11 protein-coding genes are annotated in these 14,535 nt (G+C 64.3%); 2 read left to right on the top strand and 9 right to left on the bottom strand.

The window, feature by feature from the left end:
• Nucleotides 1-634 precede the first annotated feature (634 nt).
• Nucleotides 635-1,951, top strand: coding sequence for a radical SAM protein (locus tag PLZ73_11660; protein HOO78528.1), 1,317 nt, complete (start codon nt 635-637; stop codon nt 1,949-1,951).
• A gap of 47 nt (nt 1,952-1,998) precedes the next feature.
• On the opposite strand, the gene PLZ73_11655 is transcribed toward PLZ73_11660, so the two are convergent.
• From PLZ73_11655 to PLZ73_11615, 9 genes are all read right to left on the bottom strand, one after another.
• A complete protein-coding gene (locus PLZ73_11655) occupies nt 1,999-2,751 on the bottom strand; it encodes a class I SAM-dependent methyltransferase (protein HOO78527.1) in 753 nt (250 codons plus the stop codon).
• Nucleotides 2,748-3,896: a hypothetical protein gene (locus tag PLZ73_11650; GenBank protein ID HOO78526.1), complete on the bottom strand. Its 1,149-nt coding sequence runs from the start codon at nt 3,894-3,896 to the stop codon at nt 2,748-2,750. The genes PLZ73_11655 and PLZ73_11650 overlap by 4 nt, the downstream gene beginning before the upstream one ends.
• On the bottom strand, nt 3,893-4,870 hold the full coding sequence (locus PLZ73_11645; GenBank protein HOO78525.1) for a class I SAM-dependent methyltransferase: 978 nt from the start codon (nt 4,868-4,870) through the stop codon (nt 3,893-3,895). The genes PLZ73_11650 and PLZ73_11645 overlap by 4 nt, the downstream gene beginning before the upstream one ends.
• Nucleotides 4,863-6,041: a radical SAM protein gene (locus PLZ73_11640; protein HOO78524.1), complete on the bottom strand. Its 1,179-nt coding sequence runs from the start codon at nt 6,039-6,041 to the stop codon at nt 4,863-4,865. The genes PLZ73_11645 and PLZ73_11640 overlap by 8 nt, the downstream gene beginning before the upstream one ends.
• 40 nt (nt 6,042-6,081) lie before the next feature.
• Nucleotides 6,082-7,152: a radical SAM protein gene (locus PLZ73_11635; protein HOO78523.1), complete on the bottom strand. Its 1,071-nt coding sequence runs from the start codon at nt 7,150-7,152 to the stop codon at nt 6,082-6,084.
• Nucleotides 7,142-7,870 (bottom strand): methyltransferase domain-containing protein, encoded by a 729-nt coding sequence (locus PLZ73_11630; protein HOO78522.1) that lies wholly within the window; start codon nt 7,868-7,870, stop codon nt 7,142-7,144. Before PLZ73_11630 ends, PLZ73_11635 begins: the two co-directional genes overlap by 11 nt.
• Before the next feature lie 96 nt (nt 7,871-7,966).
• Entirely contained in the window at nt 7,967-9,469 is a 1,503-nt protein-coding gene (locus PLZ73_11625) for a sulfatase (protein ID HOO78521.1), read from the bottom strand.
• Nucleotides 9,470-9,478: 9 nt separating this feature from the next.
• The gene (locus PLZ73_11620; protein HOO78520.1) at nt 9,479-10,498 is read right to left on the bottom strand and encodes a glycosyltransferase; all 1,020 of its coding nucleotides are present in this window, start codon (nt 10,496-10,498) and stop codon (nt 9,479-9,481) included.
• 77 nt (nt 10,499-10,575) lie between these two features.
• A complete protein-coding gene (locus tag PLZ73_11615; protein HOO78519.1) occupies nt 10,576-12,519 on the bottom strand; it encodes a tetratricopeptide repeat protein in 1,944 nt (647 codons plus the stop codon).
• Between the two features lie 223 nt (nt 12,520-12,742).
• On the opposite strand from PLZ73_11615, the gene PLZ73_11610 reads away from it, so the two are divergent.
• Nucleotides 12,743-14,535 (top strand): SBBP repeat-containing protein (locus tag PLZ73_11610; protein ID HOO78518.1); only part of this gene is annotated, 1,793 nt, incomplete at its 3' end.

Below are 14,535 nucleotides of genomic sequence, written 5' to 3'. Positions count from 1 at the left end.
CGGGAAAGTGGCTGATCCGGGGGGTGAGCGCCCCCTACTACGGCGCCTCCACCGACCAGCCGGTCACCAACCCCTGAGGGGGAGGGAAGCAGAGAGCATGGAGCAGAGAGCATAGGGAAAACCTCTCCGCCACGGGCCCTTTAGGGTTCGGGGTTCAGGAAAGACGGGAGCGGATCAGTCCACAGGCCTGCCGGCCGGCGGGTAGGTGGACCTAATTGGGGGGTGAGGTTGGGGGCTACTGAATACTGAATACTGTCTCTATGCTCCATGCCCTATGCTTTTCACAGGTGCAATAATCTCCAAGGGCCAAGGCAGGGGCCTGAACCCTGAACCCTCTCCCCCTTCCCCAATCAGAGTTAATCAGAGTAATCAGGTGCAAAGATCTCCAGGGGGCCGAGGCGGGGGGCTCCTGAATACTGAATTCTGTATTCTGAATTCTTTCCCTTTCAGAGTTAATCAGAGTAATCAGGTGCGATAAGGGTTCAGGGTTCAGGGTTCAGGGGGATTACTCTATGCCCTATGCTCTTTGCTCTTTGCGTTCCTCCCCATCTGTGGAATCTGTGGACTCATTGAGGAAAAGGCGGGGGCATGATTTTTGCCCAACGGGGCACGGCGGGGTTATACTGCCCGGAGGATGAACTCGACTCCGATCAGGAAGACCGTCAGCCTCTGCCCCGTCTGCCGCCGGCGGCTGCCCGCGGACGTGGTCGAAGCGGACGGCTCCGTCTATATGGAAAAGGACTGCCCCGAACACGGGCATTTCCGCTCCCGGATCGGGAAGTACCCCCGGTATTACCGGGAGCTGATGGAACTGTACCGGCTCTTGGCGGAGCATTTCCCCTATCGGCGGGACAGGATCGAATCCTGCGCCTTCACCACCACCCTGCGCTGCAACATGTCCTGTCCGATCTGCTTCGCCGCGGACGAGGGACGGGTGATGCCCCCGGAAATGCCCCTGGCGGAAATACGGGAAAAGCTGAAGCCGCTGCGGGGCCGGGGAATCAACTTCAAGCTGACCGGGGGGGAGTCGACCGTCCGCGACGACCTGGGGGAGATCGTCGCCATGATCCGCGCTTCCGGGAATTTCCCGGTCATGGTCACCAACGCCCGGCGCCTGGACGACCTCGAATATCTGCAGTCGCTGGCGGACCGCGGTCTCTATGCCGTCGCCCCCTGGTTCGACACGACCGACAGCGACGGCATCTACGAAACGATGCGGGGCGAACCGCTGCTGGGGCAGCGGGAGAAAGTACTTGAAAACGTCCGCCGGGCCGGGCTCAAGCTCATCATTTTCTTCGTCTGCGCCCGGGGGGTCAACGACGACCAGCTCCCCGGCATCCTGGCCTTGACCCGGAGCCGCCCCGAGCTTTTCAAGATCAACGTCATGGGGTATATGCACCGGGGAAGCCGGGGATTCGGACGGGAAAACGAATACCTGGCCGACGAACTCTGGGACGCGGTCGTCGCCTCCAGCGCCGTCTTCTCCTCCCCGGACGAACTGTTCACGGCCCTGAAGATCAACCTCATCTCCCGGGCCGTGCGCCGGATCTACCACTGCTTCAACTCCCAGACGGTCCTGATGCCTCGTTCGGACCGCCGGGAGGACGGTTTCGACCTGGAAAAATGGGACGGGATCGTCCGGCGTTTCCGGGAGATGCTGCCCGGCGATCCCGGCCGGGCCCGGCGCTTCTTCCTCCGGCGGTTCGCCGGCGATCTTTTCCGGATGGGATTTTCCCGTCCGCTGGCCCGGCGCTTCATCCCGGGACGGAAAGAGCTGGCCGACACCTTCATCCCCCCCGGGTATTACTGGCTCCAGTTCCAGTGCATGTACTACCCGGAAAACTACGACGAGGAGATGGTGCGGGAGTTCTGCCCCTACCCTTCCTTCAACCCGGGCCTGGAGAAACGGGTTTCCTTCTGCGAATACTACAACCTCGGCCTGAAGACCTGAAGCCGGGCGCCCGGCTCCCGAAACCTGCGGCCCGCGGCTTTCACCCCTCAGCGCTCCGGGGCCTTCACCGCCGTCAAGCCGATCAGGTTGGGATTTTTCTCGAACGGCTCCAAGACGTCCCGGCCGTACCCGGGGTTCCCGGCGGGGTCCACCCGGAGGGGGACCCAGTCGAGGCCGGGAAACCCGGCGGCGGCGAACGCGGCCTCGTAGACCTTCCGGGACCAGTGGAAGTAGTAGAATTCGCAGAGCTTCCCCTTGTCCCCGTGGATCTCCAGGAAGACCTTCTCCCCGTCCCGGACCGGTCCGCCCCCGGGCCGGCGGAACCGGCGCCGGTAACGCACCCCCTCGAAGAACTGCAAATCGGGGTTCTGGACGATCCCCGCGAAACGGCCGCCCGGTTTCAGGATCCGAAAGATCGCCCCCACCATCCGGCGCAGTTTGGCCTCCGACTCCGAGTAGTGGAGCAGGAACACGGCGGTGGCCAGATCGAACTCCGGCCCGAATTTCCCATCCGCCGCATCGGCGGACATTTCCCGGTACTCGATCCCCCGCTCGCGGTTCTCCGCCCGGGCCAGGGCGATCTGCCGGGAGGAGATGTCGATCCCCACCACCCGCCGGGCCCCCCTCTCCTTCAACAGCCGGCAGAACATGCCGCTGCCGCAGGCGAGGTCGATCGCCGCGCGGCCGGCGACGTCCCCCGCCATTTCGAGAACCGTGGGAACGACCGCGTAGCGGTGAATCGGATCCGGGTCGACCCGGAGGTAGCGGTCGGCGATCCGGTCGTACTGGACCCGCTTCACGGCCGCGCCTCCCCTTCCGGACCGGGGAGGATTTCCCGGTCCGGACGAATCCGGAAGATATCCCGGTACCCGCGATCGGACTTCCGGGCTTTCCCGAGGCATGCCAGCGCCTCGGCCTCGTCCAACCCCAGTTCGGCCAGGGTCTTGCGGATCAGCCTCTTCCGGAAGAGACGGTGGCGGCAGAGCCAGGTGAAGATCGCGCCGGCCGCCAGGTATCTCCGCCGGGAGGCTTCGCCCACCCGGATCTTTTCGCTGACCAGTTCCCGGAACGGGTAATCGTCGAAATGAACGGTATCGAGATACGCCGAGAGCCAGACCAGACGGCACTTGGTACGGCGGGGGAGGGTTTTTTTCGCGGCGAGGAGCCCCAGTTCGGCGAGTTTTTCCCGTACCCGCTTTTCCGAGGGGCAACCGCAGACGTGAAGGGGGATCAGGACCCGGGGAAAGGAGCCCCCTTCCCCCCCTGCCGCCTCATCCCCGAGTGGATAAAAATTCTTTTTGAACCCCGGGGAAAGGCCCGGCTGCTCCCAGAAACCGTCGAAGGCGCGGTAGTGGGCGTCGAGAGTGGCTTTTTCGATCTCGTAGAACCACTTTTCCGCGGTCTGGAAGGGCGAATAGCCGACGAAGACGAGGGGGATGCTTCGCCGGCGGGCGGCTTGCACCGCGGCCCCGAGCAAAGCCAGCTGGCAGGCCCGGCAGACCGTGGCGGTCAGGCCTTCCCGAAGGGGGCGCCCGAAAAAATAGCGGTAGAAGCGGCGGCTGAAATCGGCCGGCCAGACAAAACGATCCAGCTCGATGCCCAGTTTCCGGATCACCCGCTCGAGGTTGGCCCCGGCCCCGGGGGCCTCGAAGCCGGTCCGGAGGTTGAAGCCCAGCAGCTTCAGCCCGTACTTTTCCCGGAGGAGAAAGGCCAGGTAGGAGCTGTCCTTCCCCCCGCTCAGGCAGATCAGCCCATCGTAGGCGAAACGGCCCCTGACCCCGGCCACGGTCTCTTCGAAATCCCGCAGGCAGCGGTCGACCAGTTCGGGGGGGGGCGCAGGCCGGGAACCGGAACGGGCCGACCGGCAGAGCCGGCAGAGCCCCTCCCCGTCCAGTTCGACCCCGGAGTCGCGGGAACTGACCAGGCATTTCTTGCAGACCGTCACGGCCCCTCCCCCTTCCTCAGCGCCGCCAGGAAATGGAGCGCGCCGTCACCGGCCCCCACCGGCCCGAACGCGGCGGAGGAGGCGATCGCGGCCGGCGACGCCTTCATTTTCGCGGCGTTTTCGTTCAGACGGCTCAGAAAATACCGGGTTCGGGAACTCGGCGTGAGCACATAACGGGCCAGGGCCGCCGACGCGGCGGTCAAACGGTTCCCGCCGAAACGCTTCCTTCCCATCTCCCGGACCGTTTCCTCCCAGACCGGTTGAAACACCGGATTGAACAGTCCGTACAGGGCATAGCCGTCGAAGAGCCCCTCCGGGCTTTCGACCAGGCCGTCGAGAAACGACCGCAACCCTTCCGGGGCGAACTCGCGGCGGTTGAGGCGGCTGAAGCGCAGGGACGGGGCGTCGCCGCGGTTGGGGTGGTAGAGTTCCTGGGAGAGACCGCGGTTGGGGGTGGTGAAGACGAAGATCCCGCCGGGTTCCAGGACCCGGGCCGCTTCCCGGAAAACGGCTTTCAGCGCGGGCGCGTCCAAATGATGGACGAGAGAAAAAACCGAAGAGACCAGGGAAAAAGCCCCCTCCGGGAAAGGAAGCGCGACGGCCGTCGCGGCCAGAAACGCCGGCCCCGGGGGGCATGCCCCCGCGGCGCGGGCGAGGAGCGGCCGGAGAAGGTCCAACCCGGCCACGAACGTTCCTCGGGGCGACCGCCTTTTCAGAAAGCACGTCCCCCCTCCGCAGCCGCAGCCCAGGTCCAGAATACCCCGGGAAAGGTTCCCTCGCCGCCGGAGATAAGCGCCGAGAGCGACATAGGGGGGGGCCGTCAGGGCCAGGTGCGCCGGAAGAGAAAAAAATTCCAATCCGGCTCCGGCCGCCAAGGCGGACCGGGGAGGAGGGCCGAGACGCGCCCGGTTCATTTCCCGGAGGTATTCCTCCATCCCCGCGCGCAACCCCTTTGTCGGATCGAAATCAAACACAGATCGCCTCCACCCCCCGGCGTTTCAGGGCCCGGTAGATCAGGCGCGTCCTTTTCGCGATCACCGGCCGGCCGACTTTCCCTTCCAGGGCGGAAGCCGCGGATTTCCCGTCGTCCTGATAAGGGAAGACGATCACCCGGTCGAAGGCCGCCTGGTCCACCGCCGCGACCGTCTCCTCGAATTCCGCGGCGGTTTCGGAAGGGAAACCGGCGATGACGTAGGCGGACAGAAAGATTTCCGGGTCCGCTACCCTGATCTGACCCAGGGCCGAGAGTATTTCGCCCACGTCCGGATAGCGGTTCATCAAGCTCAAGATCCTGGCGCTGCCGGACTGGAGGCAGCAGCACAACCCGCTCAACCGGCGCGCCCGCGCCCACCGGGCGAGGTCGTCCCGGTAACGTACCAGCCAGACCGGATTGAGCGCCCGCAGGTCCAACCGCTGGCCGCCCGGGACTGAAAGCAGGGCCCGGAGCAATTCCGGAAAGTCGGAACCGATGTCCGGGCCGTACGCCCCCAGGTCGTCGGCGTCCAAAACAAAATCGGTGAAGCCCTCCCGCAACCCCCGGAGCAGTTCCCGGCGGCAGGATTCGATCGGTTTGCTTTTCAGTCTTCCGATAGCGGGGGCGAGCACGCAGTAACTGCAGGCTTGATCGCACCCCCCGCTGACGCGGATGTGGTACCGTCCTTCCCTTTCGCCGTCGATCGCCCTTTTTTTCAGGAACATCTTCACGGCCAGATCGGGGTAGCGGCGGAATTTCCTCCAGTACAGGCCGGGACCGGCGGAGGGGAAGCGCGCGGACGCGGTCGTCCGGTTGGCGGCGGGGATCCGTCGAAACCCGATTTCGAATTCCGGGAAAAGATCGTCGAACCTCTCCAGGGAATGCGTGGGGACGGTGCTCCCCGAGAAGACCGCGGAGAGGCCGGCGGGGTCGATCTCGGGCAAGCAGCCGGCCACGATCAGCCTGTTCTTCCCGCCGCGGAAACGCTTCACCATCTCCAGGGAGGCGGCCGCGGCTTCCGGGGTGAAGGCGCAGGTGACGGCGACGATCAGGTCGGCGGACGAGGCCGAATCGACCGGGGCCCAACCGTTGGCCCGGAAGTACTCTTTCAGCCGGGTCGCGTCCAGCTGGCGCCCGACGCAGTTGGAGGTGGTGGCGATATGGACTTTCATGGCGTCGGCAAAGGGGCAGGATAACTCGATCCCGTCGGCTTCATCCTTTAGGGTCCCGGTCTTTCTCTTCCTGGAATTCGAGGGGGAGTTGCGCGGCCGAGCCGATCCGGGCGAGGTGTCTTTCCCGGAACCGGCGGCTGTTCATCAAGCACCGGCCGGAATCGTACTCCATCAGGGAGCTGCTCCAGAGCCGGTCCAGAATTTCGCCCAGGGAGTCGCGGCGGACGTTGCCGAAGCTGAAGGGCACGAAACAGCAGGGTTGAAGATCGCCGTAGGGGGAAATATAGACATACCGCCGGGCCAGGGCCGAGCAGACGGGGTGGGAGCGGGGGCGGCCGGAGGCCAGGTTCTCCAGAAACACGAAACCCGGTTCCAGCAGGGCCGCCAGCGCCTGCCGTTCCGGGGGAGTAAGCCGGAGGGGAAGCGCGTGGAGAAAACAGCCGGAAAGCGTGGTGTCGATAATCCGCACCGCCGTCACCCCCAGGTTTTTTCCCAACCCGATCAGACTCCGCAGGGCGCCGGAGCGGAGGTTCTCCCGGGTGGCGTACGTGGAGATGACGCACGGCAGCCCCGCCTCCACCGCCTGCCGCAACCCCGCCGCGGCTTGCTCGAAACAGCCCTCCACCCCCCGCAAGCGGTCGTGTTCGGCGGGATCGGGGCTGTCGAGGCTGACTTTGAGCGCGACCAGGCCGGCGGTCTTCAGGCTCTCGATCTTCCCCCGGGAAAGGAGCAGGCCGTTGGTGTCCAGGGAGGGGAGCATCCGCAAGCTCCGGGCCCGGGCGACGATTTCCTCCAGGTCTTCCCGCAGCAGCGGCTCTCCCCCGAAAAGCGTGATCTCGACCACCCCCAGCCGGCGCGCCTGCGCCAGCACCGTTTCGACTTCTTCGAGGGAGAGCTCGACGGCTCCGTCGTTCCGGTACAGCTCCATGCCGCAGTGGGCGCAGCGGCATTGGCAGCGGTAGGTGAGTCCGATCATGATCGAGATCGGCGCCGAAACCCCGAACAGGCGGTGGCGGAGAAGACGCAGACCGCAGGAGGCCCGGGCGAGCGGGGGCGCGGTGCGGAAGTACAGACGGTAGGCCAGCCGCAGAACTTTCAGCTTATTCGTCACCGGGTTTTTTTCTGATTTTGAACGTGAGAAAGGCGCTGTGGCGGGGGTCGAGAGCCGCCGCCCGGCGGCCGGCGGCGGGCGGGAGCGGGTAATAGCCGGCCCCCTTGATTCCTTCCACCTCGAATCCGTGCCCCTGAAAAAGTTCTTTCAGACCCCGGTAGCTCAGGACCAGGCAGTGCCGGTAGGAGGGACGGGTCAGGGCCGGGTTCCAATCCTCTCCCCGGTCCAGCCCCCAGGGGTTGCCGATCGCGGCCCGAACCTCGCTGAACTGGGCCAGAGAGAACGGCTGCCAGCCGAAGACGAGGGCGAAGATATTGTGCCAGCTGGAGAGGTTCTCGGTGGCGAGAACCGCGTATCCGCCCGGCCGCAACAGGCGCCGGAGCTCCCTCAGAAAACAGTCGGGGCGGTGGAGGTGCTCGATCACCTCCAGGGCGGTAACCGCGTCGAAAGCCCCGTCGGGGAGGGGAAGCTCCCGGTTGAGATCGGAGCGGGTGACGGCGATCCCGGCGGCCTGCGCCCGCGCTGCCGACTCCCCGTCTATCTCCACCCCGGAGACGCGGTCCGTCCCGATCGCTCCGGCCAGCGCGAGGCTTTTGGCGCCTCCGGAGCAGCCGCAGTCCAGGTAATCGGCCCCGGGGACCTTCTCCAGAAAAGCGCGGACCTGCCGGGCGCAGTCGTCCTCGGCCCCGTGCCTCAGTTTCCAGAGATATTTTTTCATATGATCCGCGCCCCTTTCGCATGCATCTCGAATTCGGATGAAATCTCCAAAGTCATACCGCGAGACTCCCCGGAAGCGTACATCCCGTATCCGGCATCACAAATATCCCAGAGCTTTCAGTCTCTCCATGTTTTCGATATCCATCTCGCCCGGAACCTGGCGGAGGTCTTCCTCGGCGCGCCGGCGGGAACTTTCCATCCGCACGGCCCGAAGTCGGTTCATCAGCTCCTCCGCCACTTCCGGATAACGGACCGAGACGTCGTCCGTCTCCTGGGGGTCGTTTTCGATGTTGTAGAGCGAGACGAAATCCGGGCCCTCCGCTTCTCCCCGGATCTCCCGGGCCGGAAGCCTCTGGTCCATCAGCAAAAACCAGGGGCCGGAGCGGATCGACTCGATCACGGGCGGCGGATAATCGTCGAAGTCGGCATAGGCCGTCAGTTCCGGTCCCCTCCCTCCGGCCATCAGGGGGAGGAGACTGGCCCCCTGAACGGGGCGGTCGAGGGGGATGTCGAGAATATCGAGAATGGTGGGCAGAATATCGACGGTCCGGACCAGTTCCTCGACCCGCCGGGCGGGCGGAAGCCGGCCGGGAAGGCGCATGATCAGGGGAATCCGGGTTACCTCCCGGTACAGGCTGTTATGCTCCAGACGCCCGTGTTCCAGAAATTCCTCGCCGTGGTCGGAAGTGAAGACGATCAGGGTCTTGTCCAGTGTTCCGGTCTTTTTCAGGGCGCCCAGCAGGTCCCGGATCAACTCGTTGTCGACGTAATCGATCGCCCCGTCATAAAGAGCGCTCAGATGGCGGCGGTCGGCGGGGTCGTCAAGGTTCACCTTCGACCAGAACATATCGTGCATCGCCTGCCAGATGCCGTGCCACTTTTCTCCTTCCCGGGTCCCGGTCCGTTCCAGTATCTCCCGCCGGGAGGGAATCTCCCCGGAATAGCCCGGATCGTACCTGGTGTCGTAGGGAGGCGGAGGGAGATAGGGGTCGTGAGTATAGTAGGTGTGGTAGAAGAGGAAGAATTGCTTCCCCGCGTTTTTCTCCAGCCAACGACAGGCGGCGCCGGTATCGCCGTTTTCGTCGTAGATATCGAAACCGCGATCGAAACCTATCCTTCCGGCCACGTTGGCGCCCCCGGTGAAGGCGACATTGCTATAGCCGTAACCCTTCAGGATTTCGGCCAGGGTGGGTATGCTCCCGGAAAGCGTAGCGCCCCGAAAGGTCCCGTCGGCGCCCATCTTCCACATGTAGACATTGTGGACCCGGGGGAACAATCCGGTCAGAATGGTCATGTGGGAGGGGGTGGTCTTGCAAGAGGCGGAGAAGGCGTTGAGAAACAGCACCCCTTCTGCCGCCAGTCCGTCGATATGGGGGGACGTATCCCGCCGATAACCGTAGGATCCCAACCGGTCGGCCCGGAGGGTATCGACCGAGATCAGAAGAAGGTTGGGCCGATCTTCTTCCCGGCCGTGCCGCCGGCCGCAGGCCAACGCCAGCGCGGGCACCACGGCCAGAATGAAGATGCGGAAGGCGGGGCGCGACGAACGCCGGCTCGGAGCCGGGTGAAAATCCCGCACACTGTGTCCCGCGCTCTTCATCCCGCGACCCTACCGGGTATGCTTGAAATCCCTGATCTTTCGGATCGATGAACGCTGGAAGAGCCCGGTCAGGATCCCTTTCCAGATGGCGAGGTAATAGATGACGTGGTGAATGAAAAACGCGGGGGGTAGCACCAGGACGAAACGCGGATCGTAGCGGGCGTATTTCAGGGAAACCAGCCCGGCGCAGAAAAAGTAGACGATCAGGCCGAGAGGGAAGACGATCGGCTTCAGCGCCGAGGCCGCGAGAAACAGGCTGATGCCGAAAAACCCGGCGCTGAAGGTCCATCGGGAGAGATAGATCCCGGGATGGACCCAGAGCATCTTCCCGTTCTGGACCCGGTAGCGGAAGCGCTGCCTGATCAGTTCCCACCCCAGGTCCCGGGGGGGGTGAAAGACGACGATGTCCCAGGTGTATCCGAAGAGGCAGCCGCCTTCGGTAACCGCCCGGTAGACGAATTCGGTGTCCTCGCCGCCGTATCCGATGGCTTCGTTATACCCCCCCAGTTCCAGAAAAAGCTCACGGCGGATGAAGTAATTGCAGGAATTTATCATTCCGTGGGGAACCTTGTTTTTGACGTTCATCTCCCGCCAGTTTCCGTGCCCGTTGCCGAAGAACCGGGAATGGGCGATGATGTCGGTGGCCCGCTGGCGGAACGAAGCGCCGGGAGGCAGCAGTCGGGGGCCCCCGACCCCGGCGGCCCCGGGGTACTCTTTTAAAAACCGGAATCCGTTCGCCAGCCAGTCCCGCCGGGCCCAGGCATCGTCATCGATGAAGGCCAGAATCCTGCCCCGGGCCCGGCGGGCCCCTGCGTTCCTCTTCACGGAGGGATTTTCCCCGGCGACGGGCACGACCACGGCTCCGGCGGACGGCGGCAACCCCGCCCCCCGGTCGGAGGCCAGGATGACCTCGTAACGATCACGGGAAAAGTCCTGATCGAGGAGGGAAGCCAGGCAGCGGCTGAAATCCTCCCTCCCCACCGCCACGATCACGGAGATATCGGGTCCACCTTGAGCGTCTCGTGTCATCTTTCAACTACTGTCGGACGCGGCTCAAAATTTAATTCACCCCGGGCCGGGGAGCGTCCCGCGCCGCGCTGCCGGCGTCATCGGCCCAGGAGCCGGTTCAGGTTGTTTTTGGCTTTTTCAAAACCGGGATCTATCGCCAGGGCTTTCCGGTAGGCCCGGGCAGCTTCCTCGGCTTCTCCCGACAGAGCGTACAGAAGCCCGAGATTATTATAGGCTTCTTTGCATTCCGGGAAACAGTCTATCGCCCGGCGGAAGCAGGCGACCGCCTCCCGCGGTTTCTCCAACCCGAGCTTGACCGCTCCCAGCTTGTTCCACGCCTGCCAGTCGTCCGGATGGCCGCGCAGCGAAGTTTCGTACGCGCGCTCCGCCCGGGCTAATTCCCGCCGGAGTCGGAAGGAGTCCCCCAGGTTGGAATAGACGCGCCAGTCGTCCGGGGCGAGTCTCCGGGCGATGAGAAGAGACCCGATCGCCCGGTCCGCCAGGCCCATCCGGTTGCAGGCGGCCGCCAGGTTGATGTAACCCCCGGGCTCCTCCGGCTCCAGGCGTACGACTTCTTCGAATTGCTCCACCGCCTTCCCCATATCCCCCTTCCGGGCGTAGGCCTCGCCCAGGTTGAGCCGGTAGAGCGGGTTCCAGGGGAGAACGCGTACGGCTTCCCCGTAATGAAAAATCGCCCGGTCCGGCATCCCTCTCCGGGAGTATTCCAGCCCCAGGTTGTAGTTGACCCGGCAGCTGGTCGGGCAGACGCGGTGGGCGGCGGCGAAGAGCGTGAAGTTGTCCCGCCAGTCCCGGTTCCTGGTCAGAACGCGAAGGGAATAGGCGAGGAGAACGGCGGATACCAGAACCAGGAGGCAGGCCCTCCCCCCGCGGCCGAATCTTCGGAATCCGCTCTCCAGGGCCAGGGCCGCGGCCAGGCAGAACCCCCACGAAGCCATGTAGATCAGCCGCTCCGCCATGGAGACGTTAATGAGGAAGAAAAGGTTGGAGATTATCAGGTAATTGACGGCGAAGATGAAGACCGCCAGGAAATATCGCCCTTTCCGTTTCAGCGAAGCCCAGGCCAGGGCTCCCCCTCCCGCGATGGCGGCCGCCCCCCCGGCGGCCAGGGCGGCCCGAAGCCAGGAAGGCGCGGCGGAGAGGTGGCTGTAGCCGTAATCGGCGCTCAAGCGGAAAGGCCAGACCAGCAGGCAGAGGTAACGGGCCAGGATACCCAGGGCGGCGGCGAGCCGCCCCCCGAAGGGAAGGACGACCAGATAGTTGGAGCCCATCTCTTCCCGGGCGGGCAGCATCCCCGCCGTCAAACCGAGAATAACCGCCGGGACCAGGCAGTAGGGGAGATAGAATTTCTTCAGCCGGTAGACAAAGACCGGGAGATACTCCCGCCGGGGCCGGCCCGGAGCGGGCCGGAAACGGTACGCGTCGAAAACGGCCGCGACCAGGGGAAGCGTCCAGGCCGTCGCCTTGGAAAGGATGCCGATCAGCAGAAGCGGGACCGAAAACCAATAGCCCGCCGACCAGCCGGCCCGTTCACCCCTGGTGTTTCGCCAATACAACAGGACGGCGGAGAGGAAACAGAAACTGGAGAGAAGTTCGGACCGCCCCACCGCCGCCGCCACTACTTCGGAGTGAACCGGATGCGAGGCGAACAATAAAGCCGTAAGGAACGACAGCCGGTATTCACCCGGGAACAGTTCCAGCCCCACCAGGTAGACGAGCAGGCAGACGCCGCCGTTGAGCAGGATATTGACCAGGTGGTACCCGAACGGCTCCGTCCCGGCGACGGCGTAGTTGACCGAGAAGGTGAGGAGCGGGAAAAATCTCCCCGGCGGGCGGACCTTTCCCGGACCGGGGAGATAGGCCTGCCAGAGCGCCCCCCAGTCCAGGTCCCTGATCAGGGGATTGTCGACGATTTCCGGAAAGTCGTCGAAGGTGAATTCGTTGCGGAGGCCGGGGGCATAGAGGCAGAGGGAAAGGACGACGATCGCCGCCGGCATCAGGATTGTTTTGCCGCGACCCGTCATCCCGTCCCATCCGATCCGCTTCTCTCCACCGGGCCGGCCCCGGGTGCTCGGGGCCGGCCGGGGCGACAGGCGCGTGAGTTCATGCAGGCTCCGGCTTTTCTTTTCCGGGGCATTTTGTCGCTTTTTAACTTGATTGCGGCAGGCATATATAAAATATAATCATACGGGGCGTTATATGTATTTTTTTTTGGTTGCGCGCGCGCACCGCGTACGAGGAGTTCACATGAACAAGACCGGCTTGACGGCATGCATTTTGACGGGCATCGCCTTTTCCTGCCTCATACCATCTCCCCTTCCGGCCCAGAACGTCACTCTTGACTATTCGACCTACCTGGGCGGTTCGAGCAACGAGGACGTCGGATATTCCGTCGTCGTCGATTCGTCCGGCGAGGCCTACATCGGAGGCTACACCAACTCCACCAACTTCCCCACCGTGGACCCCTACCAATCCTCCTACAACGGGACCTACGACGCCTACCTGGCCAAGCTCTCCTCCTCCGGTTCGAGTCTCATCTACTCGACCTACCTGGGCGGAACGAACAGCAACGATTACTGCTACGGCATGGATATCGACTCTTCCGGATGCGCCTACCTCGTGGGATACACGATGGCGATCGACTTCCCCACGGTCAACCCCTACCAGGCGTCCCGCGCCGGGAGCGCCGACGTCTTCGTCACCAAGTTCTCCTCCACCGGTTCCTCCCTCGTCTACTCGACCTACCTGGGAGGGGTCTCGAACGAGCTGGCCCGCTGCATCGAGATCGGGACCGACGACCGCGCCTATGTCTCCGGGTACACGGTCTCCACCAATTTCCCCACCGTGAACCCCTATCAGCCTTCCCTGGCCGGGAATTACGACATCTTCATCACCATCATGAGCGCCGCCGGTACCTCCATCGAGTTCTCCACCTATTTCGGGGGGTATTATTCTTATGAGGAAGGGTACGGCATCAAAATCGACGCGGACGAGAACATCTACGTGGCCGGCTATACCCGGAGCACCGATTTCCCCACCCTGAACTCCTACCAGGCGTCCATTGCCGGGGGCAGCGACATCTACGCCCTCAAGTTCGCCCCCAACGGGTCCTCCCTGATCTATTCGAGCATCTGGGGCGGCGACGCCGACGATACCGGCTACGGCCTGGCCATCGACACGGCCGGGGCGGCCTACGTGGTCGGCGACACCCAGAGCACCAACGGAGCGGTGCTCTTCCCCACCACCGCCGGAGCGTTCCAGACCGCGCCGACCGGGGGTACGAACGACGTCTTCGTAACCAAGCTCTCGTCCACCGGTTCCTCCCTGGTCTACTCGACGTTTCTGGGGGGGGACGACGAGGACATCGGGCAGGCGATAACCATCGATCCGTCCCAGAACGTGTACGTCACCGGGTATACCCGCTCCTACGACTTTCCCACGTTCTACCCCTACCAGGCTTCGAACGATGCGGGCAGCGCCGACGTTTTCGTCACCAAGTTCAACTCCACCGGTTCGAACGTCTACTACTCGACCTACCTGGGCGGGGGACTGGACGATATGGGCTACGGCATCGCCCTGCACCCGAACGCTCCCGGGAGCGTCACCGTCACCGGCCGGTGCGCGTCCAACAATTTCCCCACGGTCAATCCCTATCAGCCTTCCATCCAAACCTACTACGATACCTTCATCTCCAAACTAACCCAGAACACGGGGACCTCGCCCACCCCGACCCCCAGCTCCACCCCTACTCCTCCCCCTACCGCGCCCCCCACCGTAACCCCGACGCCGTCGGTTACTCCGACCTCTTCGGCGACCCCGACTCCGTCCGCCACTCCTTCCCCCTCGGGTACTCCAACCCCGTCCGTTACTCCCACCCCATCGACCACACCATCGGTGACCCCGACTGCGTCCGTCACCCCCACCCCCTCGGTTACTCCGACGCCGTCGACCACCCCGACCGCCACGCCTTCGGCCACTCCGACTCCGTCCGTCACCCCCACCCCCTCGGTTACTCCGACGCCGTCGACCACCCCGACCGC

Source organism: bacterium, from assembly GCA_035380285.1.
Taxonomy (GTDB): Bacteria; Auribacterota; Erginobacteria; order Erginobacterales; family DAOSXE01; genus DAOSXE01.
The sequence above is the reverse complement of the archived record's forward strand: the minus strand, read 5'-3'. Positions and strand labels throughout refer to the sequence as shown.

What these genes read in the sequence shown, in the direction of transcription:
- PLZ73_11620 (HOO78520.1), bottom strand. Translation starts at nt 10,498, where the DNA reads ATGACACGAGACGCTCAAGGTGGACCCGATATCTCCGTGATCGTGGCG.
- PLZ73_11615 (HOO78519.1), bottom strand. Translation starts at nt 12,519, where the DNA reads ATGACGGGTCGCGGCAAAACAATCCTGATGCCGGCGGCGATCGTCGTC.
- PLZ73_11660 (HOO78528.1), top strand. Translation starts at nt 635, where the DNA reads ATGAACTCGACTCCGATCAGGAAGACCGTCAGCCTCTGCCCCGTCTGC.
- PLZ73_11625 (HOO78521.1), bottom strand. Translation starts at nt 9,469, where the DNA reads ATGAAGAGCGCGGGACACAGTGTGCGGGATTTTCACCCGGCTCCGAGC.
- PLZ73_11640 (HOO78524.1), bottom strand. Translation starts at nt 6,041, where the DNA reads ATGAAAGTCCATATCGCCACCACCTCCAACTGCGTCGGGCGCCAGCTG.
- PLZ73_11630 (HOO78522.1), bottom strand. Translation starts at nt 7,870, where the DNA reads ATGAAAAAATATCTCTGGAAACTGAGGCACGGGGCCGAGGACGACTGC.